The 25,112-nt window shown below is 65.9% G+C and carries 26 protein-coding genes; 14 read left to right on the forward strand and 12 right to left on the reverse strand.

Annotated features, from left to right (window positions below):
- Positions 1–15 precede the first annotated feature (15 nt).
- Positions 16–405 (reverse strand): Fur family transcriptional regulator, encoded by a 390-nt coding sequence (locus E5Z01_RS05155; protein WP_119763956.1) that lies wholly within the window; start codon positions 403–405, stop codon positions 16–18.
- A gap of 109 nt (positions 406–514) precedes the next feature.
- Between E5Z01_RS05155 and E5Z01_RS05160 the strand changes: the two genes are divergently transcribed.
- The 6 genes from E5Z01_RS05160 to csaB all read left to right on the forward strand — a co-directional run bounded on the left by E5Z01_RS05160 (position 515) and on the right by csaB (position 7,305).
- Entirely contained in the window at positions 515–1,474 is a 960-nt protein-coding gene (locus E5Z01_RS05160; RefSeq protein WP_135228390.1) for a biotin--[acetyl-CoA-carboxylase] ligase, read from the forward strand.
- A gap of 129 nt (positions 1,475–1,603) precedes the next feature.
- Positions 1,604–2,431 carry a CAP domain-containing protein gene (locus E5Z01_RS05165; RefSeq protein WP_135228391.1) on the forward strand — a complete coding sequence of 276 codons (828 nt, stop codon included), beginning with the start codon at positions 1,604–1,606 and terminating at the stop codon, positions 2,429–2,431.
- A 140-nt stretch (positions 2,432–2,571) separates the two neighbouring features.
- On the forward strand, positions 2,572–3,603 hold the full coding sequence (locus E5Z01_RS05170; RefSeq protein WP_135228392.1) for a Glu/Leu/Phe/Val dehydrogenase dimerization domain-containing protein: 1,032 nt from the start codon (positions 2,572–2,574) through the stop codon (positions 3,601–3,603).
- Positions 3,604–3,685: 82 nt separating this feature from the next.
- A complete protein-coding gene (udk, locus tag E5Z01_RS05175) occupies positions 3,686–4,300 on the forward strand; it encodes a uridine kinase (RefSeq protein ID WP_135228393.1) in 615 nt (204 codons plus the stop codon).
- Positions 4,301–4,435: 135 nt separating this feature from the next.
- Complete coding sequence (locus E5Z01_RS05180) at positions 4,436–6,340, forward strand: DUF5693 family protein (RefSeq protein WP_240738193.1); 1,905 nt, start codon at positions 4,436–4,438, stop codon at positions 6,338–6,340.
- A complete protein-coding gene (gene csaB, locus E5Z01_RS05185) occupies positions 6,337–7,305 on the forward strand; it encodes a polysaccharide pyruvyl transferase CsaB (protein ID WP_135228394.1) in 969 nt (322 codons plus the stop codon). The genes E5Z01_RS05180 and csaB overlap by 4 nt, the downstream gene beginning before the upstream one ends.
- Before the next feature lie 189 nt (positions 7,306–7,494).
- Here csaB and E5Z01_RS05190 read toward each other — a convergent pair whose 3' ends face one another.
- Complete coding sequence (locus tag E5Z01_RS05190; RefSeq protein WP_240738194.1) at positions 7,495–8,154, reverse strand: trimeric intracellular cation channel family protein; 660 nt, start codon at positions 8,152–8,154, stop codon at positions 7,495–7,497.
- A 240-nt stretch (positions 8,155–8,394) separates the two neighbouring features.
- On the opposite strand from E5Z01_RS05190, the gene rpmF reads away from it, so the two are divergent.
- Together rpmF and E5Z01_RS05200 are read left to right on the forward strand one after the other, a co-directional pair.
- A complete protein-coding gene (gene rpmF, locus E5Z01_RS05195) occupies positions 8,395–8,577 on the forward strand; it encodes a 50S ribosomal protein L32 (RefSeq protein ID WP_119763970.1) in 183 nt (60 codons plus the stop codon).
- Between the two features lie 117 nt (positions 8,578–8,694).
- The gene (locus E5Z01_RS05200) at positions 8,695–9,525 is read left to right on the forward strand and encodes an isoprenyl transferase (RefSeq protein ID WP_135228395.1); all 831 of its coding nucleotides are present in this window, start codon (positions 8,695–8,697) and stop codon (positions 9,523–9,525) included.
- Between the two features lie 48 nt (positions 9,526–9,573).
- Here E5Z01_RS05200 and E5Z01_RS05205 read toward each other — a convergent pair whose 3' ends face one another.
- Entirely contained in the window at positions 9,574–10,665 is a 1,092-nt protein-coding gene (locus tag E5Z01_RS05205) for a hypothetical protein (RefSeq protein ID WP_135228396.1), read from the reverse strand.
- A gap of 69 nt (positions 10,666–10,734) precedes the next feature.
- Between E5Z01_RS05205 and E5Z01_RS05210 the strand changes: the two genes are divergently transcribed.
- From E5Z01_RS05210 to E5Z01_RS05220, 3 genes are all read left to right on the forward strand, one after another.
- A complete protein-coding gene (locus E5Z01_RS05210) occupies positions 10,735–12,483 on the forward strand; it encodes an HRDC domain-containing protein (protein ID WP_135228397.1) in 1,749 nt (582 codons plus the stop codon).
- A gap of 88 nt (positions 12,484–12,571) precedes the next feature.
- Complete coding sequence (locus tag E5Z01_RS05215; protein ID WP_135228398.1) at positions 12,572–13,486, forward strand: threonine/serine dehydratase family protein; 915 nt, start codon at positions 12,572–12,574, stop codon at positions 13,484–13,486.
- Between the two features lie 11 nt (positions 13,487–13,497).
- Positions 13,498–14,178, forward strand: coding sequence for a hypothetical protein (locus tag E5Z01_RS05220; RefSeq protein WP_135228399.1), 681 nt, complete (start codon positions 13,498–13,500; stop codon positions 14,176–14,178).
- Between the two features lie 91 nt (positions 14,179–14,269).
- Here the strand turns inward: E5Z01_RS05220 and E5Z01_RS05225 are convergent, their stop codons facing one another.
- Genes E5Z01_RS05225 through E5Z01_RS05235 form a run of 3 tightly spaced genes read right to left on the reverse strand, consistent with a single transcriptional unit; the run spans position 14,270 to position 16,459 of the window.
- Positions 14,270–14,623: a (2Fe-2S) ferredoxin domain-containing protein gene (locus tag E5Z01_RS05225; protein WP_135228400.1), complete on the reverse strand. Its 354-nt coding sequence runs from the start codon at positions 14,621–14,623 to the stop codon at positions 14,270–14,272.
- A 4-nt stretch (positions 14,624–14,627) separates the two neighbouring features.
- Positions 14,628–15,467, reverse strand: a complete 840-nt coding sequence (locus E5Z01_RS05230) for an ABC transporter ATP-binding protein (protein ID WP_119763984.1) — start codon at positions 15,465–15,467, stop codon at positions 14,628–14,630.
- Complete coding sequence (locus E5Z01_RS05235) at positions 15,464–16,459, reverse strand: FecCD family ABC transporter permease (protein ID WP_240738195.1); 996 nt, start codon at positions 16,457–16,459, stop codon at positions 15,464–15,466. The genes E5Z01_RS05230 and E5Z01_RS05235 overlap by 4 nt, the downstream gene beginning before the upstream one ends.
- A 293-nt stretch (positions 16,460–16,752) precedes the next feature.
- Between E5Z01_RS05235 and E5Z01_RS05240 the strand changes: the two genes are divergently transcribed.
- Positions 16,753–17,253, forward strand: a complete 501-nt coding sequence (locus E5Z01_RS05240; RefSeq protein WP_135228401.1) for an HIT family protein — start codon at positions 16,753–16,755, stop codon at positions 17,251–17,253.
- Positions 17,254–17,336: 83 nt separating this feature from the next.
- Here E5Z01_RS05240 and E5Z01_RS05245 read toward each other — a convergent pair whose 3' ends face one another.
- Entirely contained in the window at positions 17,337–17,978 is a 642-nt protein-coding gene (locus tag E5Z01_RS05245; protein WP_135228402.1) for a lysophospholipid acyltransferase family protein, read from the reverse strand.
- A gap of 33 nt (positions 17,979–18,011) precedes the next feature.
- Positions 18,012–18,269 (reverse strand): exodeoxyribonuclease VII small subunit, encoded by a 258-nt coding sequence (gene xseB / locus E5Z01_RS05250; RefSeq protein ID WP_135228403.1) that lies wholly within the window; start codon positions 18,267–18,269, stop codon positions 18,012–18,014.
- A gap of 16 nt (positions 18,270–18,285) precedes the next feature.
- On the opposite strand from xseB, the gene E5Z01_RS05255 reads away from it, so the two are divergent.
- Positions 18,286–18,948, forward strand: a complete 663-nt coding sequence (locus tag E5Z01_RS05255; protein ID WP_420810830.1) for a flavin reductase family protein — start codon at positions 18,286–18,288, stop codon at positions 18,946–18,948.
- Positions 18,949–19,192: 244 nt separating this feature from the next.
- Here the strand turns inward: E5Z01_RS05255 and E5Z01_RS05260 are convergent, their stop codons facing one another.
- Positions 19,193–19,813, reverse strand: a complete 621-nt coding sequence (locus E5Z01_RS05260; RefSeq protein ID WP_135228404.1) for a DNA-3-methyladenine glycosylase family protein — start codon at positions 19,811–19,813, stop codon at positions 19,193–19,195.
- A 198-nt stretch (positions 19,814–20,011) separates the two neighbouring features.
- Entirely contained in the window at positions 20,012–21,580 is a 1,569-nt protein-coding gene (locus E5Z01_RS05265) for a S8 family peptidase (RefSeq protein ID WP_135228405.1), read from the reverse strand.
- A gap of 373 nt (positions 21,581–21,953) precedes the next feature.
- On the opposite strand from E5Z01_RS05265, the gene E5Z01_RS05270 reads away from it, so the two are divergent.
- Complete coding sequence (locus tag E5Z01_RS05270; RefSeq protein ID WP_135228406.1) at positions 21,954–22,430, forward strand: YbaY family lipoprotein; 477 nt, start codon at positions 21,954–21,956, stop codon at positions 22,428–22,430.
- Between the two features lie 207 nt (positions 22,431–22,637).
- On the opposite strand, the gene E5Z01_RS05275 is transcribed toward E5Z01_RS05270, so the two are convergent.
- Together E5Z01_RS05275 and E5Z01_RS05280 are read right to left on the reverse strand one after the other, a co-directional pair.
- Complete coding sequence (locus E5Z01_RS05275) at positions 22,638–23,834, reverse strand: transposase (RefSeq protein WP_135228407.1); 1,197 nt, start codon at positions 23,832–23,834, stop codon at positions 22,638–22,640.
- A gap of 139 nt (positions 23,835–23,973) precedes the next feature.
- A complete protein-coding gene (locus E5Z01_RS05280; protein WP_135228408.1) occupies positions 23,974–25,077 on the reverse strand; it encodes an XdhC family protein in 1,104 nt (367 codons plus the stop codon).
- Positions 25,078–25,112: the final 35 nt, after the last annotated feature.

Consider the following 25,112-nt stretch of genomic DNA (forward strand, 5'->3'; position numbering starts at 1 on the left):
GAGGCGTCGGCCGCGTCAGTTTCTGGCGCAGCTGGGGCAGACGCCCATAAATTCCAGGCGCACGTCGGTGACCTGAAACCCGGCAGGCAGGTGCGCGTGCGGAATGGGCGGCACCGAACTCACCGGAACGTCGAAAATGGCGCCGCAGGTGCGGCACACGGCGTGGTGGTGGTCGTCGCCCTCGCGGCGGTAGTCGTAGCGGGTGGCCTGCCCGACGCGCTCGATGGGTGTCACCATGCCGTCGCGCACCAGGGCGTCCAGCGCGCGGTACACCGTGCCGAGGCTGACGCTGGGCAGTTTTTCCCTGACCTGAGCGTGAACCTGCGCGGCGTCCGGGTGCGCCCGCGAGGCCTGAAGCACCTCGATGACCGCTGCACGCTGTTTTGTCTGCCTGACCATCGTCATTGCGTTCTCCCTAACCCCTGGCAGCCTAGCACTGCTTCCCGGATTTTAAAGGCTGCATCTGACGGAATGGTGACAGGAAGCACCGCCAGGCCGCAGACTTGAAGCTGTTATGCCGCAACGCCTGCTGCCACTGCTGACTTCGGAACCGCAATCGGGAGACGCCCTGGGGGCCGCGCTGGGCGTGGGGCGCGTGACCGTGAACACCCTGGCGCGCAAACTGATCGAGGACGGTGTGCCGCTCCTCATCTCGCGCGGCGGGTACGCACTGCTGCCGGGAACGCCCGCGCCGCAACTGCTGGAGATCCGGGGACAGTTCGGGCGGGCGCGGCGCTACGCGGGCACGGTGGGCAGCACGCAGGACGAGATTCGCCGCTGGGCCGACGACTCGCAAGACCCCGCGCCGCACGGGGCGGTGTACGTGGCCGAGCGTCAGACCGGTGGGCGGGGCCGGCGCGGGCGGGCCTGGGATACCGCGCAGGGCGCGCTGGCCTTCAGCCTGCTGCTGCGCGGAGCGGCGGGGCAGGGCCTCCCTGAACCGTCGCTGCCCGAACTCTCGCTGTCCGAACTGGCGCTGATGCCGCTGGCGGCGGGCGTGGCGCTGCACGAGGCCAGCGGCGGCGTGGGGGGCCTGAAGTGGCCCAACGACCTGCTCTCGCCGGATGGCCGCAAGATGGCGGGCATTCTGCTGGACGCCGATCTGCGCGGCGAGGAGGTGCGGCGGGCCGTGCTGGGCATCGGCGTGAACGTGACCACCGCCCCGCCCGGCGCGTCGGCCCTGAACGAGTGGAATCCGGGCCTGTCCCGCGCCCGGGTGCTGTCGGACGTGCTGGCCGCGCTGGAACGCTGGCTGGTGGCCCCGCCTGGTGAGGTGCTGGATGCCTGGCGAAGCCGGAACGTCACGCTGGGTCAGCGCGTGCAGGTCACCACGCCGCAGGGAACGCAGCTCTTCACGGCCCTCGACCTGGACGCGGGGGGCGGCCTGATCGTGCAGAACGAAACAGGTGAACAGAGCACCATTCACGCCGGAGACGTGCAGCTGGTCGGCCAGTGGGCAGCCTCACCCGCCTGAGCGCAGGTCGAGACGTCGAGCACCGTGTCCTTTCGACTGGTGCATGTGCCAGGCCGTTCCCAGGCCCTTATCAGGCAATGGTGAGTTCGGTCAGGCGTCGGTCAGAGGCGGTGCACTACGCTGGCCTGGATGTCTTTTCGCTTTTCTCTCACGCCGTTTCTCCTGCTGCTGGGCTTCAGCCTGGGCGGCCCGGCGGCACCGGCCCAGGCTGTGAACGCCGATGCGCTGGTGCCGGTGGTGCAGGGCGCTTTCAAGAAGTGTGGGCGCACCCTGGCGCTGAATGACGCCCTGAGCCGCGCGGCGCGCGACGTGCTGCTGGGCAAGGAGTTGCAGCCGGCCATCAAAGCGCAGCAGTTCGCGGTGTTCAGGGCCGAGGAGTGGGAGTTGACCTTTCACGGCAACACGACCTGGGCAGCCAACACCCTGGCCGGGCAGTGCAGCAAGCTGGGGGACATGCGGCAGTACGGCCTGTCCACCGACGGCCAGAAACTGGTGGTCATCGTGGCCCAGGAGGCCAGCGTCGACCTGACACACAAGGCCCGCTGGCTGGCCGAATTCCTGACCCTGACCAACCGCGCGCGGGCGCAGGCCAGGACGTGCGGCGACAGGCGCCTGAACGCCGCCGGGCCGCTGCGCTGGGACTCGCGCCTGGAAGTGGCGGCGCAGGGGCACGTGCAGGACATGATTCGCCTGAACTTCCGGGGCCACGTGAACCCGCAGACCGGCAGCGAACCGTGGCAACGCGCCCAGGCCGCCGGCTTCCGGGGCGGGGTCGGCGAGAACCTCGCCTACGGCATGCTGACCCCGCAGGACGCCGTGAGCGAACTGCTACGCAGCCCTGCCCACTGCGAGAACCTGATGGACAGCCGCTGGAAGCTGTTCGGGGCGTCGGTGGCGAACGGCACGGCGTCTACCCTCTTTCCGACCTACTGGGCGCAGGTGTTCGGAGCGCCTTGAACTGAACCGTGAGGGGCCAGCACATAAGCGTCGTTCTCGTGCGATGAAATGAACAGAAGAAGGTTGCGGCGCCGGAGTGGGTGCTACCCTGCCGTCATTAAGGAGCCGGCCCCGAACGGGCCCGACTGGAGGACGCAAACATGCTGATCATGGAGGAAATGGAGGCGCGGGGGCACGAGAATCTGACTCTCCTGCACCACGCGCCGAGCGGCCTGAAGGCGGCGCTGGCGGTGCATTCGACGGTGCTGGGCCCGGCCATCGCGGGCGTGCGCCTGCGCGAACAGACCGAGGAACTGGCGGTGCGCAGCGCCCTGGCCCTTTCCGAGAGCCTGACGCTGAAGTCGGCGCTGGCCGGCCTGAACCTGGGCGGCGGCGCGTGCGTGCTGATGATGCCGGAAGCCGGGGTAGACGACCCGCACGCCCGCGAGGCGCTGTTCCGGGCGCTGGGGCGGCAGGTGGCCCCGCTGGCCTCGCGGGTGGTGCTGACCGAGGACCTGGGCGTGACCCCGGCCGACATCGAGTTCGTGGGGCAGGAAACCCCGGCCACGCTGGGAAAAAACACCGATACCGGCACCATCACGGCTTACGGCGTGTACCGGGGCATGAAAGCAGCGGCAAAGTACGTGCTGGGCACCGAGAGCATGCGCGGCGTGAAGGTCGTGATCATGGGTGTGGGCGTGGTGGGCCGGGCACTGGCCGGACACCTGCACCGCGAGGGCGCGAAACTGATCCTGTCGGATTTCCGGCTGGACAAAGCGCAGGCCCTGGCCCACGAACTGGAAGGGTCGAGCGTGGTGCCGTGCCAGGAGGCGCTCGACACGCCCTGCGACATCCTGGCTCCGTGCGGGTTCGGGCACAGCATTCACAGTGGGGACGTGCCCCGCCTGCAATGCCGCATGATCGCCGGGGGCGAGCACCACCCCCTGACGCTGCACGGTGAGGAAGCCGTGAAGGAAGCGGGCATCACCTATATTCCCGATTACGCCATCAACGCGGCGGGCCTGATCGCCTCGGCCACCGAGATCCCGGCGGATCAGGCCGCCGAGAAGGTGTACCAGACCGTCGGACGCATCATGGCGTTCGCCGAGCAGTCCCACAAACCTCCGCACGTCGTCGCCCGTAAGATGGCCGCCCGCCGCATCGGGCTGATCGGCAGCCTGGGGCGGGCATGAAGAGGTCTGTCGTGCATAATTTGGGGTTTATGGAACCACCCTCCGTCAACCCAACCTCCCACGCCGCAGGCAGGTTCAGCGCATGACTGCCCCCTTCGTAATCGGGGTGGCGGGCGGCTCGGGCAGCGGCAAGACCACCGTGACGCGCCGGGTGATGGAAACGGTGGGGCAAGACCGCGTGGCGGTGCTGAATCAGGACAATTACTACCGCGATCAGTCGGACATTCCCTTCGCGACGCGGCTGGGGACGAATTACGATCACCCGGCAGCCTTCGACTGGACGCTGCTCCGCGAGCAGTTGGACGCGCTGCTGGCGGGCGTGCCGATTGAAATGCCGGAGTACGACTTCGCGCAGCACACGCGCTCCAGCACCACGACGCGGGTGCTGCCGGGGCGGGTGGTGGTGCTGGAAGGCTTTTTCGCGCTGTACGACGAGGAACTGCGGGGGCGCATGAACCTCAAGGTGTTCGTGGACGCCGACTCGGACGTGCGCTTTATCCGCCGCCTGCTGCGCGACACGCAGGAACGCGGGCGCACCCTGGAAAGCGTGATAGAGCAGTACCTGGAGTTCGTGCGCCCTATGCACCTCAGTTTCGTGGAGCCGACCAAGCGCTACGCGGACGTCATCATTCCCCACGGCGGCATGAACGAACCCGCGCTGGACATGCTGGCCGCCCGCATCCACACAGCGGTGTAAACGGGCTTCACCGTTGCAGCTCAGGCCGTCACCAGCCCTGTCCCGGCGGCCAAACCAGCAGGCGGTGAGGCCCTGGGGCGGCTGAGTACCTGACTGCTGTGGCGTTCCTTACTGTTCTTAAGTAATGGCTTTAGGATGTGGGGCGTGACAAATGCCGACCCGTCCTCCCGACCTGCCCCGCCTCTGAACACCGCTGGGCCTCCGGTGTTTCCCGGCGTAACCGAAGCAAAAACCCATCATCCGTTGACCTTGCCGCTGCTGGGGCTGGTGCTGCTGTCGTTTCTTCCGGCGCTGATCCTGACCCTGCAGCGGGTGGCGTACGAACAGGCGCAGAAAACAACGGCGCTGGTCATGGATTACCCGGCCCTGGTCACGCAGGCCCGGCGCTACGGCCTGGAGCCGCAGGCGCTGCTGAACAGGTACCGGGCGCTGGGCGTCAATGGCGTGGCGCTGTACGAGGACACCATTGCCAGCCTGGAACAGCGCGGCGACCTCTACCTGAAAAACGGTGCCGACCTGGCCGCCGATTTCCCGCGTCAGAACGTCAAGACCAACGCGGTATACATGCGCACCAGCGATCCGGCGGTGGCACAGGCCCTGACGGGGCGCTACACCATCCCGACCAGGGAAGTCACGATTGGCGGAGAGAAGTGGACCGAGTGGCCCAGTGACCCGCGTTACCTGCCCGCCGGGCCGAACAAGGCGCTGGTGGGCGACCTGAAAAAGCAGGGCCTGGTACTGGTGTACCGCCCCTACAACGACGAGGCGGTGCCGGTCAACAAGGTGGGCAGCGACTGGCCGGACGTGCCTTACATCGCCTTTACCGGGGATGAAGTGATCGGGGCGCGCACCCCGGAACTGCTGGCGCAGGTGGATAAGGCCATGGGCCAGCGCAAGCCCGCAATCATCGAGGGGAACATCCAGAAGGGTCTGGAGGAGCTGGTGGTGAGCCACGGCGGGGTACGCCTCTTTGCGCTGTCGCCGAGCTGGCAGAACACCCTGAACCCGCTGGACGTGGCCAGCAAGTTCAACCTGGCGGCGCGTGAACGCGGTCAGCGGCTGCTGTACCTGCGGCCTTACCCGACCATCAACGAGACCGAGGCCATGCTGACCCGCACGGCAGGCCTGCTGAAAAAATCCGGGGTGCAGGTCACGTCGCCCGTCGTGCAGGCCTACCGGCCCAGCGGGACGCTGCGCCTGCTGAGCGTGCTGGGGCCACTGGCCGCACTGCTGATGCTGGGCCTGAATTTCCCGCTGCGCCGCCTGGGCCTGATCGCCGCGGGCCTGACGCTGCTGCTGTGCTTTGGCCTGAACAGCTTTCATCCCTTCGAGGGCGGGGCGCTGGTGGCCGCCGTCACGTTTCCGGCGCTGGGGCTGGTGCTGCGGCGCAGCCGGGTCACCGACTGGTTCCTGGCCACCGGGCTAAGCCTGCTGGGCGTCGTATTCGTGTCGGCGCTGGGGGCCAGCACCTCCAGCACCCTGGGCCTGGAGCCGTTCCGGGGCGTGGGCCTGACACTGCTGCTGCCGCTGGCGCTGGTGGCCGCCAGTTTCCTGCCCCGGCAGGACATTCGTAAAACGCTGGGTGACCTGTACGCCTCGCCCATTCGCCTGGGAGAAATTGCCGTGATGGGCCTGGGCCTGCTGCTCTTGATGACCGTGTTCGAGCGGCGCGGCAACGCCACCGGCGGCAGCGTCAGCGATTTCGAGGCCTCGCTGCGCCGGGAAGTGCAGGACAGCATCGTGCGCCCGCGCTTCAAGGAGGTGGGCGCGCATCCGCTGGCCATCCTGGGCCTGAGCCGCCGCCTGCCGGGGTACTTCAGCACCCTGATGCTGCTGGCGGGCGTGATGGGTCAGGCCAGCATCCTGAACACCTTCTCTCACTTTCACACGCCGTTTCTGATCAGTGCGGCGCGCTGCTTTATCGGGCTGGGCCTGGGGCTGGTGCTGGGTCTGCTTCTGGTCAAGGCCGTCGAGGTCGGGATGAAGCTCTGGGTCAGTTACGGCCAGACCCCGGCCCGGGGCGCACAGGTGAACGCATGAAAGTCGTCATCAGCGGCTATTACGGTTTCGGCAACACCGGGGACGAAGCCATTGCCCTGGCCATCACGCGCGAACTGAAAAAGCAGGGCCACACGCCCGTGCTGCTGTCGAACACCCCCGAGGAAAGCGCCGCGCAGTACGGGGTATCGGCGGCCCCACGCATGAAGCCGGCCGAACTGCTGAAAGCCGTCGCGGGCGCGGACGTGCTGCTCTCGGGCGGCGGGGGGCTGCTCCAGGACAAAACCAGCAGCCGCACGCTGGCCTATTACCTGGGCATCATCCGCACTGCCAGGCTGCTGCGTAAACGCGTGATCATCTTCAACCAGAGCATCGGGCCACTGAGCCCCGCTGGCGAGAAAAAGGTAGCCGCCGCCTTGCAGGGCCTGAAAGTCATCGTGCGCGACCGGGGCAGCCTGGACACCCTGCGCCGCATGGGCGTGAAGGCCGACCTGGGCGGCGACCCGGCCCTGCTGCTGGAGCCTTCGCCGGAACTGGTACGCAACCCGCACGCGGTGGTCATCGCGCCGCGCGGCGACGTGACCGAGGCGCAGGAGCCGCTGCGGCAGATGGCGGCGCACCTGCGCGAGCATGGCCGGCACATCATTGCCCTGAGCCTGATGCCCGAACAGGACGACGCGGCGGCCCGCGCCCTGGACGCCGATCAGCTGGTCAGCACCCAGGATCCGCAGGCGGCGCTGGACATCATTGCCAGCAGCGGGTTCGTGGTGGGGGTGCGCCTGCATGCGGTGATTCTGGCGGCGGCGGCGGGGGTACCGTTCGCCGGAATCAGTTACGACCCCAAAGTCTGGGGCTTTTGCGAGGACGCCGGAGCGCCTGTTCACAACACCGCCCCGGATGTCCCCACGCTCACCCGGCAGGTCTACCAGCGCACCACGCCCGACTGGTCGGCCGTCGAGGACATGAAGTTCCGCGCCCTCCAGAGTTTTGCAAGTATCACCCGCTGAGCCGGCGGCAATGAGGAGTCGAGCAGGAGGAACAGCAATCAAGAGATGCTGTTCCTTTTCGTATAACCCCATCTGAGGCTTGCAAAAAAGACCGTTACAGACAGCAAAATTTGGCGGAGACGCATAGATTTGACTTTTCCTGAATAACGGGCTATCTTTTTATTATCACCGCCAGAGAAGGCGGGTTTTTTATTTTGGCCGTTCCGAGGGCAGGCGGCGCACCGGCAAACGAACCCAGCCGCGCCGCGACATCCAGCGCAGCAGCACCACCACCAGCGCCCCGCCGAGTTGCGCCTGCCACAGCGGCACGCGCGAGTACAGCAGCAGGGTGACCCACGCACCCGCTGCTGCGGCCGTGGCGTACAGCTGCTCGCGGCGGTACATGACTTCCGGCACCTCGTTGGCTATCAGGTCGCGCACGATGCCGCCGCCCACCCCACTGATCGTTCCGGCAAAAATGACGCCCAGCGGCCCCAGCCCGATCTTGATGGCCCCCAGCGCCCCGGAAGCCGCGAAGAGGGCCAGGCCCGCCGTGTCGAAAAAGCGCATGGTGCGCTCGAACCGTGCCAGCCGCTCGCCGAAGCCGAACCCCAGCAGCGACCCCGTCAGGGCTGCCCACAGGTAGGTTTCGTCGCGCAGAAAGAGGGGCGGGGTCTGCCCGGTCATGGCGTCCCGGATGGCCCCGCCCCCCACGGCGGTCACGCAGCCCAGCACCACCACGCCGAACAGGTCGAATTTCTTGCGCACGGCCAGCAGTGCCCCCGACATGGCAAAGGCCAGGATGCCCAGCAGGTCCACCCAGTGCAGGCCCGCCTGCCACGTCACGGGGGACAGTTCGACCAGTTCCACCCCACTACTTTAAAGGGGTTGGGGGCGGCCGGTTGCGGAGCCGGTCCGGGGGCCACCCATCCACATCTCCACTGCCCCTTTCTCCCTGCGTTACACTCCTCTTTGACGGGCTTCACGCGGGCGGGTCTTGTGTTATACTTTCCGCTGTTGTCTCGCCGGAGTCCTCCCTGGGCCTGGTTGAGCAGTTGCCCCGGCAGCACCTTCAGGACAGCGCCGAGCGGCTCCACGAGGAGAAAAATCATGGCCAAGCACCCCGTTCCCAAGAAGAAGACCAGCAAGAGCAAGCGCGACATGCGCCGCAGCCACCACGCCCTCACGGCCCCCAGCCTGACCGCCTGCCCCCACTGCCAGGCCAAGAAGCTGTCGCATCACATCTGCCCCAGTTGTGGCTACTACGACGGGCGTCAGGTGCTCGCGGTCTAATCCCCTCCCCCGAGGCTTTTCCCCCGTTCACGCGGGGGATTTTTCTTTGCCGCGCGGCCGCCCTCCACCTTTTGGCTCTCGTGCCAGTGCGCGTGCTCGCGCTAAACTGCGCCGTATATGCCCGCCAAGCCCCTGAAGAACGCCCTTCGTACCGCGCAGAAGACCCGCACGGCGGCACGCGGCGCACTGCTGTGGGGCTACGAGCAACGCCTGAGCCGCGAAGTGAAGACCCACGGGCGGCTGCCCCGGCACCTGGGCCTGATTCTGGACGGCAACCGCCGCTTCGCCCGGGCCGCCGGGGTACAGCGCGAAGTGGGCTACGAGTTCGGGATCGACAAGGCCCACGAGGTGTTGCAGTGGTGCCTGGAACTGGGGATTCCCGCCGCGACCATCTGGGTGCTGTCGACCGACAACGTGCGGCGCGACCCGGAAGAAGTTGCGCACCTGATGCAGCTGTTCGACCGCGAGGCCCGCAACCTGGCCCGCGACCCGCGCATTCACGCCAACGGCGTGCGCGTCCGGGCGATCGGGCAGCACGAGAACTTCCCGCCGAACGTGCTGGAAGCCCTGTCGGAACTGGAGCGCAAGACGGCACACTACACCGGCATGCGCCTGAATATCGCGGTGGGGTACGGCGGGCGCGAGGAAATCGTGGACGCTGTCAAAGCCCACCTGCTTCAGCAGCAGCAGGAAGGCAAAACGCTGGCGGAGGTCATCGAGGGGCTGCAACCCGAGGACATCAGCCGTCACCTGTACGCCGCCGACATCCCGGATCCCGACTTCATCATCCGCACCAGCGGCGAAATTCGCCTTTCGGGCTTCATGCTGTGGCAAAGCGTGTACAGCGAGTATTACTTCTGTGACGTGTACTGGCCGGGCTTCCGGCGCGTCGATTTTTTACGTGCCTTGCGCGACTTCCAGGGCCGGGACAGAAGGTTCGGGAAGTAAAGAAAGGAGGCTCAGAACCGACTGCCCCGAGCCTCCTTATTCATGGGTTCAGCGCGGCTGCATGCTCTGGCCCTGCTCGATGTTCATGGTCAGGTTCACCCGCACGTCCTCGATGTCCATGGTCATTTTCATGGACATGTTCGTTTTCTGGGACAGGGTGACCGGCAAGCCGGCGGGCGTGTAGGCGCTGGTGCCGCCAGATTGAACCTTCAGCAGTTCGGCGCGGATGGTCATGGGCATGCGGGCGTCCTGACTGGTGAGGCTGAATTGCCAGGCGGCATACTGGCTGCTGGTGTCGAACACGTGCTGGCCGGCGGCATTCAGGCCCTGGTAGGTGGTGGTGGTCGTCACGGTCAGCGGACTGGATTTGAAATTCTGAAACAGCTGCCCGGCTTCCTGACCGGCGAAGGCGCCCACCAGGCTTTTCATCAGGTCCTGCATGTCCAGCGACAGGGTGACGCTGTGGGGTTGTCCGACCTGCAGGGGCACGCTGTAGAGGGTTGCGCTGTTGCCGCTCAGGTCCTTCGAGAGTTGCTGCAATTTAGCTGGCGTCAGGGTTTTGAGCATGGCGTTCATCTGCGGCTGGTCACTGTCTATCTTCAGTCCAGTGAGCTGCCCGTCGGGGGCCACGCCCTGCGTGACGCGCAGGGTGAGGTTCTGGGCTTTGCTGAAGGAGGGGCTGCCGGGAATGGCGGGCAGGGCCTGCACGACACTGCTGACCAGCGTGGTGTTACCGGCGGCGTCGCGGCTGGCCACCTTGAAAAAGACCTTGCCGTTCACGGTGGTGGTGCCGGCGCTGTTCATGGCGCTGATCCCCTGCTGCAGGCTGCGCCTGACTTCCTCGAGCTGAACGGGCGTGACCTGGCCGCCGGGGCGGGCGCTGACCTGCACGTTCGCCACCGTCAGGCGTGAGGTGGTCACGCTGCGCAGTTCCACGTTGGTGCCCACCGGCGCGCTGAGCTTCAGCCGTGCCGGGGCGGTTGAGGGCGCCACTGGGGCCGGGGAGACGGGCGGCTGCAAAACAGGTGATTGCGAAACAGACGGCTGGGTGATAGGCGCAGGGGTAGCGGGAATAGCATTGGTCCCCTGGGCGTGGGCCACAGGCAACAGCGTCAGGGACAGAAACAGAATCTTTTTCATCACTTCACTGTACGCAGGCCGGCGGGCCAGGGTTCCCCAGTTTGCGCGTATCTGCGGCATATTAAGGTCATGACTGAATCACGTTCCCTCCGGCCCGACGCGCGGCTCGTGCAACTCCACGCCGAACGTGGTGACCCGCTGCGGCTGCTGGCGCAGGCCCTGGCGGCGCTGGAAGAGGCCGACTGGGGCCTGCTGTTTTCCGGCGAGGCGGCGCTGGCCCGGCAGCTGGTGTCCCTGCTGGGGCCGGGGACGCTGCGCGTGGACGGGCGCCTGAATCTCAGCCGCGGCGCCTTTGCCGAAGCGGGCCTGGCGGTGGCCGACCTGCACGGCGACCTGGGCGGGGCGCGGGCCGTGTGGCTGTTCGAGCCGGATGCCCGCACGCTGGAACGCGCCGCGCGGGCAGGCGTCAAGGTGATCGTGGACGCCACGCTGGCCCCCGGCGGCGGCTGGCCGGAACGCGGGGCGGATTACGTGGTGTACCGCAACGCCGCGACGGTCAGCGGGCATACGGACGTGCAACTGGCCGCGCTGTTTGGCCTGGGCCGCGCCCCGGAACCCGCCGCGCCGGCCCCGGACGCCCTGAGCGCGGCGCTGGCCCTGCGCGACGTGGCCACCCTGCCCCTGCGCCTGGCGCGCAGTGCCCGCACCGTCAGCAACGTCGCCGAGCGCCTGGGCGGAGCGGCCCGTGAAGCCGGCCCCACGGCCCTGCTGCTGATGCACGACGCCGCGCCCGACACCCTGACCCCGCTGGGCGGCGTGCTGGCGGCGGCCAGGCACGTGCCGGACGGACTTCTGCTGACGCCGGGGCTTCAGGACACCGACACGGTGCTGGCCCTGCTGCGCGGCCCACAGGAACAGGAACGCGAACCCCGTGAACTGGAACAACCGCAACGTCCCGCCGAGCGCCCGCAACAGGAACGCCGGGAGGACAGACGAGACGAGCGCCGCGAGGAAAAGCGGGAAATGCCGCGCCGTTTCGAGCGCCGCAGCCCACGGGACAGCAACCCGCGCGAAGGTGGCCAGCGGGAGGGCAGTCAACGGGACAGCAGCGCCCGGGATAACAGCCCACGGGAAGGCGGGCGCGACCAGAACCGGGGGGAGCGGCCCCAGGCCGACCGGCCCAGCATGCCCGACCGGCAAAACCGCCCAGACCGTGCCCAGCCGGACGAACTGCAACGCTTCACCTTCGAGGCCGCCCCGAACACCGACTTTGACGCCGACCCGCGTCCCACCGATCCCCGGCCCCAGGAAACCCAGACCGGCAACGAGGAGGTGTGGGAGCCGGAAATCGTGTTCAGTGACCTGGAGCACAGCACTCCGCCCCTGACCCACACCGTCAGCAACGGCCCGGATGCGGCCGATCAGCGCAGTGGCGTCCCGGATGTCCTGGGGCCAGGGGCGGCGCGGCCCGCCGCCGACCTGGCGGACGCCGGAGACGCCGCGCCCACCGTGCAGCCCAGTGCCGCCACCGTGCAGGCCGCGCACATGGTGGAGGAACACACGCCCAATCCCGAGCCGGATTTGCCCGCCGCACCCGCCGTCGGCCCGAATACCAGCACGGACACTCCCGCGAAGGAAGACCCCGCCGCGAACCTCACCGACGAACAGGCTGCCATCTACGCCCGCCTGCGCGAGTGGCGCAATGCCGAAGCGAAACGCCAGGAAATCAGCCGCTTCATTATTGCCAGCAACGCCAGCCTGGCCGAAATTGCCCGCCGCGTTCCGTACACGCTGGACGACCTGGCCGCCGTGCGCGGCATGGGCAAAGCCCGACTGGAGAAGTACGGCGAGAAAATTCTGGCGGTCGTCCGCAACTAAAGCCCACCTCAACTCAAAGAAGATGACTGCGAGAATCAGGTCGCAGTCATCTTCCTGTGTGGCCGACGGCCCCGCGTAGACTGCTGGCATGATCGAACTGAGTGACGTGCAGGCCGCCGCGACTCGCCTGGAGCCGCATGTCCACCGGACACCCGTGCTGACTTCGCGCACGCTGAACGCCGCGCTGGGGCGCGAGTTGCTGTTCAAGGCCGACCACCTTCAGAAAACCGGGAGCTTCAAGGTGCGCGGGGCGCTGAACGCCGCCCTGCAACTGCCGGCCGGTACGCCGGGGCTGGTGGCCCTCTCCAGCGGCAACCACGCGCAGGGCGTGGCGTTCGCGGCCCGCGTGCTGGGCGTTCCCGCCACGATTTTCATGTACGACGACAGCACCGACCTGAAGCGGGGGGCAGTGCGGGCCTATGGCGCGGCCGTCATGGATTCCCCGCGGGCCGAAGGTGACATTCACGCCCGGGAGTACGCGGCCCAGCATGGCTTTCATTTCATTCACCCCTACGATGACCGGCACGTCATGGCGGGGCAGGGAACGCAGGGGCTGGAATTCACGCAGCAGGTCAAGGATGCGCCGGACGCCGTGCTGGTCGCGGTGGGCGGGGGCGGCATGGTCAGCGGCATCGCCACAGTCATCAAAGCCGTGTGGCCGCACACCCGCGTCATCGGGGTGGAACCGGCTGTGGCCGACGACGCCCGCCAGAGCCTCGCGGCAGGGAAGCGCGTGAGCCTGCCCGCACCGCCCCAGACCGTCGCCGACGGTGTCCGTTCCCTCTCGGTCGGGGCCTTGACCTTCCCGGTGATGCAGGGCCGTGTGGACGAGATCGTCACCGCCTCCGAGGACTCCATTCGCGCCGCGCACCGGCTGATGATGCAGCACCTCAAGCAGGTGGTGGAACCCACCGCCGCCCTGCCCATTGCCACACTGCTGGAAGGAAAGAACCTGCCGGAGCGGCTGGGCGTGTTCATCTGCGGCGGCAACTGGCTGCCCTGAATATCCCCTGAATGTCCACGCGAAGTGAGCGCCTGATCGAGCGCGTGTGCGGCCCAGGACACCCGCTGGCCCCCAGCCTGCACCACTGGGGCCTGACTTCGGGCGCGTTTCTGGCCTTCGTGGAGAGCAACGAGAGCAAGTTTCGCCGCAAAGTCCGGCAGGTGGGTGATCCGGCCGCCCAGCTTGACCTGCTGGCCGAGTGGGCCGTGGCGCGGCACTTCCTGGCAGACCGGCGTTTCACGGTGCAGTACGAGCCACGCCGGGCCGAGGGCGGGCGTAGCGCGGATTTCGGGGTGACCTTCAAAACGCATACACCCTTGCAGGTGGAGGTCACGCGCCTGCGCGCCGGGGGAAGTGCGCTGGACATCAAGCTGGCGCGAGTCCTGAGCGACAAGGTGGGCCAGCTGGCTCCAGGCAGCGCGAACCTGCTGGTGGTCAGCCTGCCGCCGGACGACGGCCCACTGGAAGGCGCGGCAGACGCGCTGCTGGCCGCCGCGTTCAAAGTGCTGAACAACGCGGCGGCCTCACCCCTGCCGCCCGAGGCTGGCCGGGACTTTCAGCGTGGGCGGCCCCGGTTAGGGGCGGTGTGGCTGGTGAGCGATCCTGCCGAGCTGCGCGGCCTGCACCTGTGGGTGAATGCACAGGCGAAACACCCGCTGCCGGCGGAGGTGCTTCGTTTTCTTTACTCCTGATACGGATTCCGTTTTGGGAATTGGGAATGGAACAAACGGAACCCGTTTTTCTCCTTCTCGTTTCGCTCGGCTTGAACGTTTTATCCACGATTCAGTCCAGGTTGGGAGGAGTCGGGCCGTACTTGCGTTCGGTGGGCAAATCGGCTTCGCTGTGCACAGCCTGCGCAATCTGAGCGGCCAGCGGGAAGTCCACCGCGCCGTACCAGGCTTCCTCCAGTTGCCCGCCGCGCTGGCGGTACACGCACAGGGTGGGGCCGTACCCGCACGCGCCGAGGCAACCGCTCTGGGTCAGGCGCAGCGTGCCGCCCTTCTTGTAATAGGCGAGGTTCTCACGTTCCAGGTACTTCCACAGGGCCTGAAACAGCAGCGGCGAGCCGAGGCGCTGACAGGTGCCGTTCTGGCAGACCAGCAGGTGACCGTTGGTGGGAAAGAACTTGGCAGACATGGCTTCAATTCTCCGGGATGATGATGAGGCGGCCCTCGTCGCGCAGCACCTTGACGCGCACCTGGTACGCGGCATGCAGGTGCTCCGGCGTGAGCACCTGCTCCGGCGTGCCCCCGGCCAGCACGCGCCCCTCGTGCAGCAGCAGCACGTGATCGGCGCGGGCCGCGAGGTTCAGGTCGTGCAGCACCGCCACCACGCCCAGGCCGCCCGCCACCTCGCACTGAAGGTAACGGATGACCTCCAGCGCGTACCCCAGGTCGAGGTGATTGGTGGGTTCGTCCAGCAGCAGGAAGCGCGGCCCGGCCGCCAGCGCGCGCGCCAGGGCCACCCGCTGTTTCTCGCCGCCGGACAGTTCCGTGACGCGCCTGTCCGCGAACCTCAGCGTGTCGGTTTTGTGCAGGGCGTCCTGCACCCCCTGCTCGTCGGCGGGCGTCCAGGGGTGTGTGGGAATCAGGCCCCACTTCCAGCCGCCTGCGCCGCGCCCCAGCGCCACCACGTCCCGCACGCGGGTTTCGGGCGGCAGGGCTTCGGTTTGCGCCAGGTAAGCCAGCAGGCGTGAACGTTCCGAACGGCCCCACGCCGCCAGCGGGCGGCCCAGCAGCTCCACCCGCCCGGATTTCACGGGACTGAGGCCCAGCAGGGCGCGCAGCAGCGTGCTTTTGCCCGCGCCGTTCGGCCCGATGATCGCGGAGAACCGCCCCGCCTGAAACGAGGCACTGACGCCCCTTACCGCCGGGAAACTGCCCGCCTGCACATGAACGTCGATGGCGGAAAGCTGATCGCGGCTGGCTGGTGGCTGATCCGTCCGCTGATCCGTTAGCTGGGCCGACCGTTGGGCCGTCATTCCTTCACGCCTTTGCGCAGCAGGTACAGGAAGAACGGCCCACCGAGCAGGGTGGTAACGATGCCCACCTGCGAGAGGGGTGTGGTGCGGGCCAGCAGATCCGCCAGCACCAGCAGCGCCCCGCCCAGCAGCGCGGACAGCGGCAGCAGCACTTTATGACTCGCGCCGAACGCCAGCCGGACGATGTGCGGCACGATGAGGCCCACGAACCCGATGATGCCCACGTAAGCCACCGCGCCCGCCGTGGCGAGGCTGGCGGCCACCACCACAATGAGGCGCAGACGATCCACCGGAATGCCCAGGCTGCGGGCGGTCAGGTCGCCCAGTTGCAGGGTGTCCAGCGCGCGGGCCAGCAGCAGCAGCACGCCGCACCCCAGGCCCACGTAAGGCAGAACGGTCAGCACGTCCTTCCAGCCGCTGAAACTCAGGTTACCCAGGGTGTACGACAGCACTTGCCGCGCCCGGTCTTCACCGCGCAGGATCAGGGCCGTGGTGGCCGCGCTGCACACGCTGCCCACCACCACGCCTGCCAGGATCAGGCGTGTGGGCGGAAAACGCCTTCCTTCACGGGCCAGGGACAGCGTAATCAGCACGGCGGCCACCGCCGCGACCATGGCCACCAGTGGAATCAACGCGTGAGGCCAGCCTGCCGTGATCGCCAGCGTGGCCCCCAGCGCACTGCCACTCGCCACACCCAGCAGGTAAGGGTCGGACAGCGGGTTGCGAAACACACCTTGAAACGCCCCGCCGCATACGCTCAGGGACGCGCCCACCAGCACTGCCATCACCACGCGGGGCAGGCGCACCTGCCACACGATCACGTCGTTAGGCGCCAGTTCCTGGCCGCTCACGCCGCGCCACAGGGCCGCGAGCACCTCGGCGGGGGGAATATTCACGCTACCCAGCCCCGTCCCCAGGACCACTGCCCCCAGCAGCAGCACCAGCAAGAGTGTCGCTTTGGGAAGCAGGGAAATGGAGCGAGATGCCGACATACTTCTCCTGGCTGTATCCATCATAAAAAAACGCCCTTTGACCGGGCGAAAAAGGAAAAGAAGCGTCCGCGGCTCTCAAAGTCTTCCGGCGCGGCCCACTTTCCCCTTAACGCGAGAGGTGATGTGGCACGCAGGGCCAGCCACGAATGACAGTGACCCCGGTGGACGGCGCTGGTGTTCGGACTTCACCTCCGGCGGAAGCGTTACCGTTGCGCGACAGTGCCAGAATGAACCCCGAAAAGGTTGTCACTGGCTTTCCCAGCCGTCGTCAAGGGCAGTATACGCTCAGAGCCATGAGCCACGCTCCTCCCGCCTACACCTGTCCTTTCTGCCTGCTGGCCGCGGGGAAATTCGGGCCGCCCCTCCTCAACCGGGCCAGCGAAGTTATTTACCGGGATGCTCAGGTGGTGGCGTTCATGGCCGCCGGGCAGTTCAGCACGCGCCCCGGTTACCCCGGTCACGTGCTCATCATTCCGGCGCGACACTTCGAAAACATCTATGTGCTGCCGGACGAGATCGCGGCCCGCATTCAGGCGCTGGCGCGGCGTGTGTCGCTCGCCTTCAAACATCTGGGCTGTGAAGGCACCAGCACCCGGCAACACAATGAACCCGCCGGGAATCAGGACGTGTGGCATGACCACCTGCATGTGTTCCCACGCTGGGCGGGTGACAACCTGTATCACCAGCAGCGTACCCAGCCAGCAAATGAAGTCCAGGCACATCAGGCGGCGCAACTCAAACCTTACCTGGACGCTGTTCTTCGGGAATTGCCCTTGCTACAAATTCGAAATTGATTTTCGTTGATGCTCAGGTGTCACGTCTGAACGCGCGATTGAAAGAACCGCTGCCCGGCCAGGAAGAACCCGAAACGCTGACCTTACAGCTTCATGCCGACGGGTTGCGCCAGGGTCTTGAGCACGCGGTCAAGTTCCTCGGTGGTGGCCTTGATGCCGCCGCGTGCCTCGATGGGCTGGCCGAAACGCACGATCCAGCGCTTCTCGTCCCGGCTGATGCCGGCGGGCAGGATGGGTGAGCGGCCTTTGGCGGCGATGAGAGCCACGCCGCCCTGCATTTCTGTGCCGCCCCGGTGCCCCTGGGGGAAAATACCGACGGTGCCGTTGTCTTTCAGGATGCGCACGGCGGTACGCACGGCCCCCACGTCGTTGCCCTCGCGGTCGACCGGAAAGCTGCCGCCCGTGCGAATGATCCACCCGATCACGGGTTTGAACAGTTCTTTTTTCGCCATGAATTGCAGGTAACGTCCCGGCGGGAGGGCTTTGGCGACCAGAAAGGGGTCGAGCGCGGACACGTGGTTGGCCGCCACCACGAGGGGCGTGCCGGGCGGGGGGACGTTCTCGCGCCCGTGAATTTCGAGGTGCATGTCACTGAAAATGACGGGGAGGTAGGTGGCGGTGATCACCAGGCGGTACATCAGGGGGTTCACGACGGGCGTGCGTTCCTCGGCGTGTTTCGGCACCTTCCTGTCGCTTTCCGGTTGGGGACGGGCGGCGTCGGTCATGGCTGCAAAGATACCCTGTGAACGCCCGCTCGATTACTCGATATCGGCGGCGTCCTCTTCCCCGTCTTCCCCATCGAGATCACTGCCAGGGTCTTCGGGATCGTCCCAGTCGCCTTGCAGCACGCTGCGCACGGCCTCGATGCGCTGGCGGCAGTGGGCGTAAGCCTCACGGGCAACTTCCAGCAGGGGCAGCACCTCGTCCAGGTCGGCGTCGCCGTTCTCCAGCTCGGCGGCAATGCGGGACAGGGTGGCGTAAGCCTCGCGGTAGGTGGTGGGGTCGCCGGAACTCACGCCCCTATGCTAGAGCATGTCCATGACGGATCAGCCGGCCCACACCCATTTTGACCTGACGGCCCTGCCGCCGGCGGAGCGTTACAAACTCCTGACCGCCTGCGTGGTGCCGCGCCCGGTGGCCTGGGTGTGTACGCTGAACGAAGAGGGCCGCGTGAATCTCGCCCCGTTCAGTTTCTTCGGCCTGATGGGCAGCGACCCGCCGGTGGTGACGTTCGCGCCGGGAAACCACCCGGACGGCACCCCCAAAGACACTGCCCGGAACATTTCAGGTGGGGCGGACTTCACGGTGAATCTGGTCAGCCGGGCACTGGCAGAGGTCATGAACGCCACCGCCACGGAATTTCCATCGCAGTACAGTGAGCCGGACACGCTTGGCATTGAACTGGTCGCGGGTCTGAAGGTTCGGACACCCCGTGTGGCGCTCAGTCCCGCCGTACTGGAGTGCCGTGAAGTGCAGACCCTCCTGATTGGCCGGACGCGCATCGTGCTGGGTGAGGTGCTGGGCATCAGTATTTGCGCCGACGCCATTCAGAACGCCGAAAAACATTATGTAGACACGGCCGCCCTCGACCTGATCGGGCGCATGGGTGGGCGCGGCGGGTACGCCACGACGCGGGATACTTTCGAGATCAGGCGCATTCCCTTTGCGGAGTGGCAACAGGAGAACGAGTCATGAAGTGGACAAAATAGCCCCAACACGTCAGGAGCATGTCCGACACCGATATTTCCCGCCTGCGACTTGATCAGGATGCTCGTGGTCAACTCACTTACGAGTTGCCAACGGGGACTCCTGGCCGCTACACGGAGGCAGACGGCCTCTGGTTGACCGCAGCTGAACTTGAGCAGCTTGCGAAAAAGTGTCGCTTAGGCCGAAATTGTCTGGGCCTGCCTCTACACTGCCTGAATTTCCCCCAGCCTGATTAAATCGGCATTCCACCCTTCTTGATTCGGGCATTGTCGGCCCAGATGTAGCGGGCCGCGAGGGTGCGGTAGGGTTCCCACAGGGCCATGACTTCATGGTTTTGCAAGTTAGGGTGCAAGCGGGCCACGCCCTGACGCAGGGCCAGGTCTCCGAAACTGAACACGTCCGGGCGGGCCAGAGCGAACATCAGGAACATCTCGACGGTCCAGCGGCCAATGCCAGGCAGAGGCGTCAATTCAGCGATGATTTCCTCGTCGGGCAGCATGGCGAGGTGGTCGAAGTCGATATGTCCGGTGGCGGCAGCCTCGCCGACGGCCCTGAGGGTGCGAACCTTGGCCCAGGAAAGGCCCACGCCGCGCAGGTCGTCGCCATCGGCTTCCAGCAGGGTTTCGGGGGTGACTTCACCCAGGCGCTCGACCAGGCGGGCGTGGATGCTGGCGGCCGCTTTCACGCTGAGTTGCTGTCCGGTGACGCTGCGCACCAGCGTGCCGAAAGGGTCGGGGGTGGGGGTCAGAACGGCCAGTTCACCCACTTGGGCGATGACCTCCCGCATGACCGGATCGCGCGACAGGTGGGCGGTGGCGTCCGCGTGGTGCGTGAGGGGCGGAGTGAAAGTCATGCCCGCCATTGTGAATGAAAAAAGACCCCCAGAAAGGGAGTCTTCAGAGACTTTGGGGCTTATACCGTTCTGAACTCTATTCCGCAAATTCGAGAGCAGCGCCCGAATTTGCTCCATGACATCCAGAACGGCATTTTCTCTTAATCACGTTGTTCGGAAAAAGAGAACGGATAATCCATTCTATTTTTCAGAGTGGTCTTACTTGGTTTCGGTGAGGGTGTAGGAGCCCCTGCCGGAGTAGCTGTAGACCTCCCAGCGATAGGTGCCGCTGGTGGCGGTGTAGCTGATGGCTTCGCTGCTGGTGCCGCCTTCACTGCTGGCGACGTCGGTCCAGGTGCCGGTGCTGCTGCGCTTCTGGAGGTACAGGTCGAAGTCGGTGCCGCTGGGGCCGCTCAGGTTGCCCTTCAGGGTGCCGCCCGCGTAGCTGAAGCCGGTGCTGCCGGGCTTGTAGCTGCTTGTCCGGCTGCTGACGTAGCCGCTGTAGGTGGTGGTGGTGCCGGTGGGGGGCGTGGTGGTGCTGCCCGTGCCGGTGTACAGCAGGCGGTTGACGCTGCCGGTGCCGGCGCTGGTGACCTTGCCAGTGGTGGCTTTGCTCAGCAGAGCGCTGGTGGCCTGCGCCGTGGTGTAGCTGGGGTTGGCGCCCAGGATCAGGGCGACCGCGCCGGCCACGTGGGGGGTCGCCATGCTGGTGCCGCTGATGGTGTTGGTGGCGGTGGTGCTGCCGATCCAGGTGCTGGTGATGTTGCTGCCGGGCGCGAAGATGTCCAGCGCGGTGCCGTAGTTGCTGAAGCTGCTGCGGGCGTCGGTGTTGGTGGTGCTGCCCACCGTGATGGCCAGGGGCGCGCGGGCGGGGCTGTAGTAGTTGGAGTCGTCGTTGCTGTTGCCGGCGGCGACGACCGGGATCACGTTGGCGTTGGCGAGGCGGGCGATGGCGTCATCAAGCGCCTGGCTGGTGGCGCGGGAGGACGGCCCGAGGCTCATGTTCACGACGCTGGGGCCGGTCTTGTTGGCGATGACCCAGTCCATGCCCTGAATGATGCCGGCGTTGCTGCCGGAGCCCTGGCAGTTCAGAACCTTCACGGCGACCAGGCGCACGTCCTTGGCGACGCCCCAGGTGCTGCTGCCCACGGTGCCGGCCACGTGCGTGCCGTGGCCCTGGCAGTCGGTGTTGTTGCCGTCGCCGGTGAAGTTCGCGCCCCACACGGCGCGCCCGCCGAAGGCGGTGTGCGCGGTGTTGATGCCGGTGTCGAGGATATAGGCCTTGACGTTGCTGGCGCTGCCGTAGGTGTAGCTGCTGTCCAGGGGCAGGCTGCGCTGGTCGATGCGGTCGAGGCCCCAGGTGGGGTTGCTCTGGGTGGCGTCGGCGTACATGGTCTGGTCTTGCTCGATGTACTTGACGCGGGGGTCGGCGCGCAGGGTGGCAATGTTCTGGGCGCTGAGTTTGCCGGCGAAGCCTTTCAGGGCCTGGGTGTAGATGTTGCGGATGACGACGCCCTGGGGGTCGAGGCCCAGGCTCTGGATCAGGCCGCCGGCGCTCTGGGCGCTGAGGTTGCTGCTCTGGGCGGCACCGTCGCTGAACACCACGATGTACTGGCCGGGGATGGCGTTGGGGTTCTGGGTGCCGAGCAGGGGAGCGTTGCCAGGCTGGGCGCGGGCGGCAGGGTTACCGTTACCACCGGTGAGGTCCGGGGCAGTGCTGGCCTGTTGACCGCACGAGGCGAGAAGCAGGGTGAGGGAAAGCAGGCCGAGGGTAACGCGTCCGTTCATGTAAAACCTCCAGGGTTGGCCGTCTGACCGCAGGGGGCCGTGGCAAGTCCAGCGCTCGGGATCGTAAGGGTAGAAGAAAGTTCCGAACACGCTGAAGGACGTGCTGCACGGTTGTCTGGGTTGTTGGCTTCGCACAGAATATACACACTTCACTTTCATTAAGAATGAAAAATTTCACACTACGGTTTGAAGATGGTGACAAAAATAGTCATTTAGTCGCCATAGGCGCGGGAAAATGGCACTCGTCCAGAACGGTTTCATATTTATCATCAAGCTAATGAGTTCTCCCCTCTTTGCCGTAAAAGGCAGCGCATAAATTTAAGTTCAAGCTCATCTTCTTGATCTGACTTGGGGCAGCGCGCAGCATAAAGACATGCGATTGATTTTTGCCCTGTTCTCTGCCCTGATGCTGACCAGCCTGACCACAGCCGGGGCGCAGACCAGGATCGGCACCGTTACCCTGACCAAAGCCACCACGCCCACCCAACCACAGAACCGCCCAGCCAGTCAGAATGCGGCGAGCACATCAATGGCCAGTGTCCCGGCCGGATGGGTTGAAGTCAGGGGCCGTATCAGCGCCGGTGCGCCCGTCACGCTTCCGGTCGGCAGCACAGTGACCGTTGTGCTGGAAAACCAGACCTCCCCGGCCACCGTCGTGCGCGTTCAGTTCAAAACTCGCCGCCTCAGCACGCCTTACCAGTTGATCTTAAGCCCCGGACGGCTGAACAGCCGCTCTATATATACGGTGCGATCTGTCATCACCGATGCCAGCGGGAAGACCCTGTACCAGAGCAGCGCCGTGAAGTTGCCCTCCAGGAGCAGCTCGGTCATCGACCTGACCGTGCGCTGAAAATCGGCTGGCGGCCTCAGGTGCCCGGTGAGCTGGCGAGGTTAAAGACATTGCCTTTCTCGTGTCGGGCAACCGCGTAATGCGTGTGGCCGCAGAAGTGCTGAGACTTTGACAGGTGAGTCCGTTGGCTTATCTCGCGCCGTCGTTTCTCCTACTCAAGTTTGCATGTATAAGTGAATATTTAAGCACCTGGCGGCCTGACAAACTTTATGAGAGAGGACGTAAAACCAGCGTCCAGCCGACTTCCAGCAACGTGATGGGGTCAGGGCATTTCTTCTTCCGTTTGCCCAGAGGTTCTGGATCTGGCCCACCTGGCAGTGCCAGGTGGGTAAACACTTCGAGGCCGCGACTGAGTGCCCAGCGCATGGCCCGTTCCCCAATCTTGAGATAACTCAGCCCACGTTGCCAATGCGGGTCAATCATCCGCCGTCTACCCTCCGCAACGATTTGCACGCCCTTGGTGATCAGGAAGAGGGTGGCCAGCGCCAGAACCATGACGAGCCTATTCAGGCTCGTGACATCACGGAGCTTCGAGGATTCCAGCCCGTGGAGACCACTTTTATCGTCCAGGAAGCCCTCTTCGATTTGGAAGCGTTCGCCGTACTCAGCGAACGTTTCCAGGCTCGTCGGCTCGCTGCTCACGACCTGCCACTGCTCTTGAGCGTCGGTCGGTCTGGCGACCGCGACGTGGACTGGGCCAAACGCCTGCCCAGTGATGGCGACGTTGTGGAAACAGCGTGTTTCCCTGGGGCGGAGTCGAATTTCGTCGAGCTTGCACAGGCGCTGACCTGCAAGGTCAGCGAGGATCAGGTTCGACTTGATACGGATGCGGTAATTCCACCCACAGGCCCAGAGCCAATCCATGAGTTCGGTGTCACAAAAACCTCGATCAGCAAGGAGCCGAACGTCATGGATGCCCAACGCATCGAGGATGCCTTTGACACGGGCGAGCACAGGGAGAAGTTGTCGGGTCGAAACCTGGGCGCTTTCGTGCTGGATGACTTCCTGATGCAGTGGAAGGGATCGTCCCCTGAACGTGACAGCAAAGCGGATCAGGCAGAACTTCCCAAAGAGCATACTGGTGTCCAGAGCGAGCACCAGGCGGTGCTCGCCCCAGTGACGAAGGGCTTGGAAGACCAGCGGAGCATAGATCTCGAAGGGATCAACCTTCGGGTTCTCCAGAAACCTGCGGCCCTGAATCTCTCGGCTTTGCGCGAACTGCGCTTTCGAGATTCGCCCGCTCACCCACGCGGGGATGGAGCAGATTCGGCTTTCCAAGCACCCTGCGACGAGCCAGGCACAGGTGTCCGCATTGCGGACATCGTTCCAGGCAAGGGCGCTGAGGAAGGGTCGGACATTCTGGTAGAGTCGGGGGACGTCCCCGAAGACTATTTTTGTCGTCACAAACAGAAATTGTCCCCTATCGGGGACATTCTCTCATAAAGTTTGTCAGGCCGCCAGATATTTAAGCACTCAGAAATGCAAGGTGCCCTCTGGCTGGCATCCAGGCTCATGAAGGGCCGACCTGGCCAATTTTCCAGTGTCAGGTTTCGTTGACGTGCGTAAGGGCATCGTGAATGCGTCCGGCGTGACCATTCAGGAAGCCGCCGTCGTACCCGCGCCGCCAGGCCATCAGTTCGGCAAGGACGCTCAGGGCCACTTCCTCGGGCGCTTCCGCGCCGATGCGCAGCCCAATCGGGGAACGCAGGCGGCTCATTTCCACTTCGGTGAAGGTCACGCCTTCAGCCCTCAGGGCGTCCAGCAAGTCCTGCGCGCGGCTGCGCGGCCCCAGCACGCCCACGTACTCCGCCCCGGACTTCAGGGCGTGGTGGAGGCAAAGGCGATCACGATCCAGGTGGTGGTTCATGACAATGACCTGCGCCCGCGCCGGCATGCTGAATTCAGCTAACTCTTCGGGCGCAAGTGAATGCAGAACCGCGCCGGGAAAGCGGGCCGGGGTCAGGTACGCTTCACGCGGGTCAATGACGTGAACGTCGTACCCCAGGGCGTGCGCCTGCGCGGACAGGGGCATGGCGTCGTGTCCAGCGCCGTAAATCACCAGGGGCGGCGGGGGCGTGTTCACGTCCAGAAACACCGCCTGACCGTCCGGGGCGTGCAAGGTCACGGCGCGGGGTTCCCGCAGGCCCAGGCGCTCCAGAGCGGCCGTTACCGCAAAGTCATGCAGCCCAGGCCCCAGCTGACCCAGCACCGCGCCGTCCGAGCGCACCAGGATTTTTCCCGCGCCTTGCAGCGGCACGGCCAGCACGGCGGCCCCTCCCCCACCCAGCACGTCCAGCCACGCACCCATCACCGGGTCGTTCATGTCCACGCGCTCCACGCGCACGTCCACACTGCCGCCGCAGCCGATGCCCAGCCCCCAGGTGGCGTCTTCCGAGAGGTCGTAGTGCGTCAGGGAAGGCGTGCCGGTGCGAATGACCTCCAGCGCCACCTCCACCACCTCGGCTTCCAGGCAGCCGCCCGACAGCATGCACACCTGCGAAGCGTCGTCCAGCACCAGCATGCGCGTGCCCTCACGGCGGTAGGCACTGCCCCGGACGCCCACCACGGTGGCGATGGCCGTCTCCTGCCCCCGCGACAACGCTGCTCTCAGGGCCGCCAGGAAAAGACGGGTTTCCGCCGCATTCATTCCCAGAGTTTACTGTTGTTACCGACTGTGAACAC

The organism is Deinococcus fonticola (assembly GCF_004634215.1).
Lineage (GTDB): Bacteria > Deinococcota > Deinococci > Deinococcales > Deinococcaceae > Deinococcus > Deinococcus fonticola.

Bases quoted from the DNA above. Each gene is read 5' to 3' on its own strand.
- E5Z01_RS05155 (WP_119763956.1), bottom strand. From the start codon at position 405: ATGACGATGGTCAGGCAGACAAAACAGCGTGCAGCGGTCATCGAGGTG.
- E5Z01_RS05270 (WP_135228406.1), top strand. From the start codon at position 21,954: ATGCGATTGATTTTTGCCCTGTTCTCTGCCCTGATGCTGACCAGCCTG.
- E5Z01_RS05260 (WP_135228404.1), bottom strand. From the start codon at position 19,813: ATGACTTTCACTCCGCCCCTCACGCACCACGCGGACGCCACCGCCCAC.
- E5Z01_RS05210 (WP_135228397.1), top strand. From the start codon at position 10,735: ATGACTGAATCACGTTCCCTCCGGCCCGACGCGCGGCTCGTGCAACTC.
- E5Z01_RS05230 (WP_119763984.1), bottom strand. From the start codon at position 15,467: ATGACGGCCCAACGGTCGGCCCAGCTAACGGATCAGCGGACGGATCAG.
- E5Z01_RS05165 (WP_135228391.1), top strand. From the start codon at position 1,604: ATGTCTTTTCGCTTTTCTCTCACGCCGTTTCTCCTGCTGCTGGGCTTC.
- udk (WP_135228393.1), top strand. From the start codon at position 3,686: ATGACTGCCCCCTTCGTAATCGGGGTGGCGGGCGGCTCGGGCAGCGGC.
- E5Z01_RS05235 (WP_240738195.1), bottom strand. From the start codon at position 16,459: ATGTCGGCATCTCGCTCCATTTCCCTGCTTCCCAAAGCGACACTCTTG.
- E5Z01_RS05240 (WP_135228401.1), top strand. From the start codon at position 16,753: ATGAGCCACGCTCCTCCCGCCTACACCTGTCCTTTCTGCCTGCTGGCC.
- E5Z01_RS05215 (WP_135228398.1), top strand. From the start codon at position 12,572: ATGATCGAACTGAGTGACGTGCAGGCCGCCGCGACTCGCCTGGAGCCG.
- E5Z01_RS05220 (WP_135228399.1), top strand. From the start codon at position 13,498: ATGTCCACGCGAAGTGAGCGCCTGATCGAGCGCGTGTGCGGCCCAGGA.
- E5Z01_RS05200 (WP_135228395.1), top strand. From the start codon at position 8,695: ATGCCCGCCAAGCCCCTGAAGAACGCCCTTCGTACCGCGCAGAAGACC.
- E5Z01_RS05170 (WP_135228392.1), top strand. From the start codon at position 2,572: ATGCTGATCATGGAGGAAATGGAGGCGCGGGGGCACGAGAATCTGACT.
- csaB (WP_135228394.1), top strand. From the start codon at position 6,337: ATGAAAGTCGTCATCAGCGGCTATTACGGTTTCGGCAACACCGGGGAC.
- E5Z01_RS05245 (WP_135228402.1), bottom strand. From the start codon at position 17,978: ATGACCGACGCCGCCCGTCCCCAACCGGAAAGCGACAGGAAGGTGCCG.
- E5Z01_RS05180 (WP_240738193.1), top strand. From the start codon at position 4,436: ATGTGGGGCGTGACAAATGCCGACCCGTCCTCCCGACCTGCCCCGCCT.
- E5Z01_RS05205 (WP_135228396.1), bottom strand. From the start codon at position 10,665: ATGAAAAAGATTCTGTTTCTGTCCCTGACGCTGTTGCCTGTGGCCCAC.
- rpmF (WP_119763970.1), top strand. From the start codon at position 8,395: ATGGCCAAGCACCCCGTTCCCAAGAAGAAGACCAGCAAGAGCAAGCGC.
- E5Z01_RS05265 (WP_135228405.1), bottom strand. From the start codon at position 21,580: ATGAACGGACGCGTTACCCTCGGCCTGCTTTCCCTCACCCTGCTTCTC.
- E5Z01_RS05280 (WP_135228408.1), bottom strand. From the start codon at position 25,077: ATGAATGCGGCGGAAACCCGTCTTTTCCTGGCGGCCCTGAGAGCAGCG.
- E5Z01_RS05160 (WP_135228390.1), top strand. From the start codon at position 515: ATGCCGCAACGCCTGCTGCCACTGCTGACTTCGGAACCGCAATCGGGA.
- E5Z01_RS05225 (WP_135228400.1), bottom strand. From the start codon at position 14,623: ATGTCTGCCAAGTTCTTTCCCACCAACGGTCACCTGCTGGTCTGCCAG.
- E5Z01_RS05255 (WP_420810830.1), top strand. From the start codon at position 18,286: ATGTCCATGACGGATCAGCCGGCCCACACCCATTTTGACCTGACGGCC.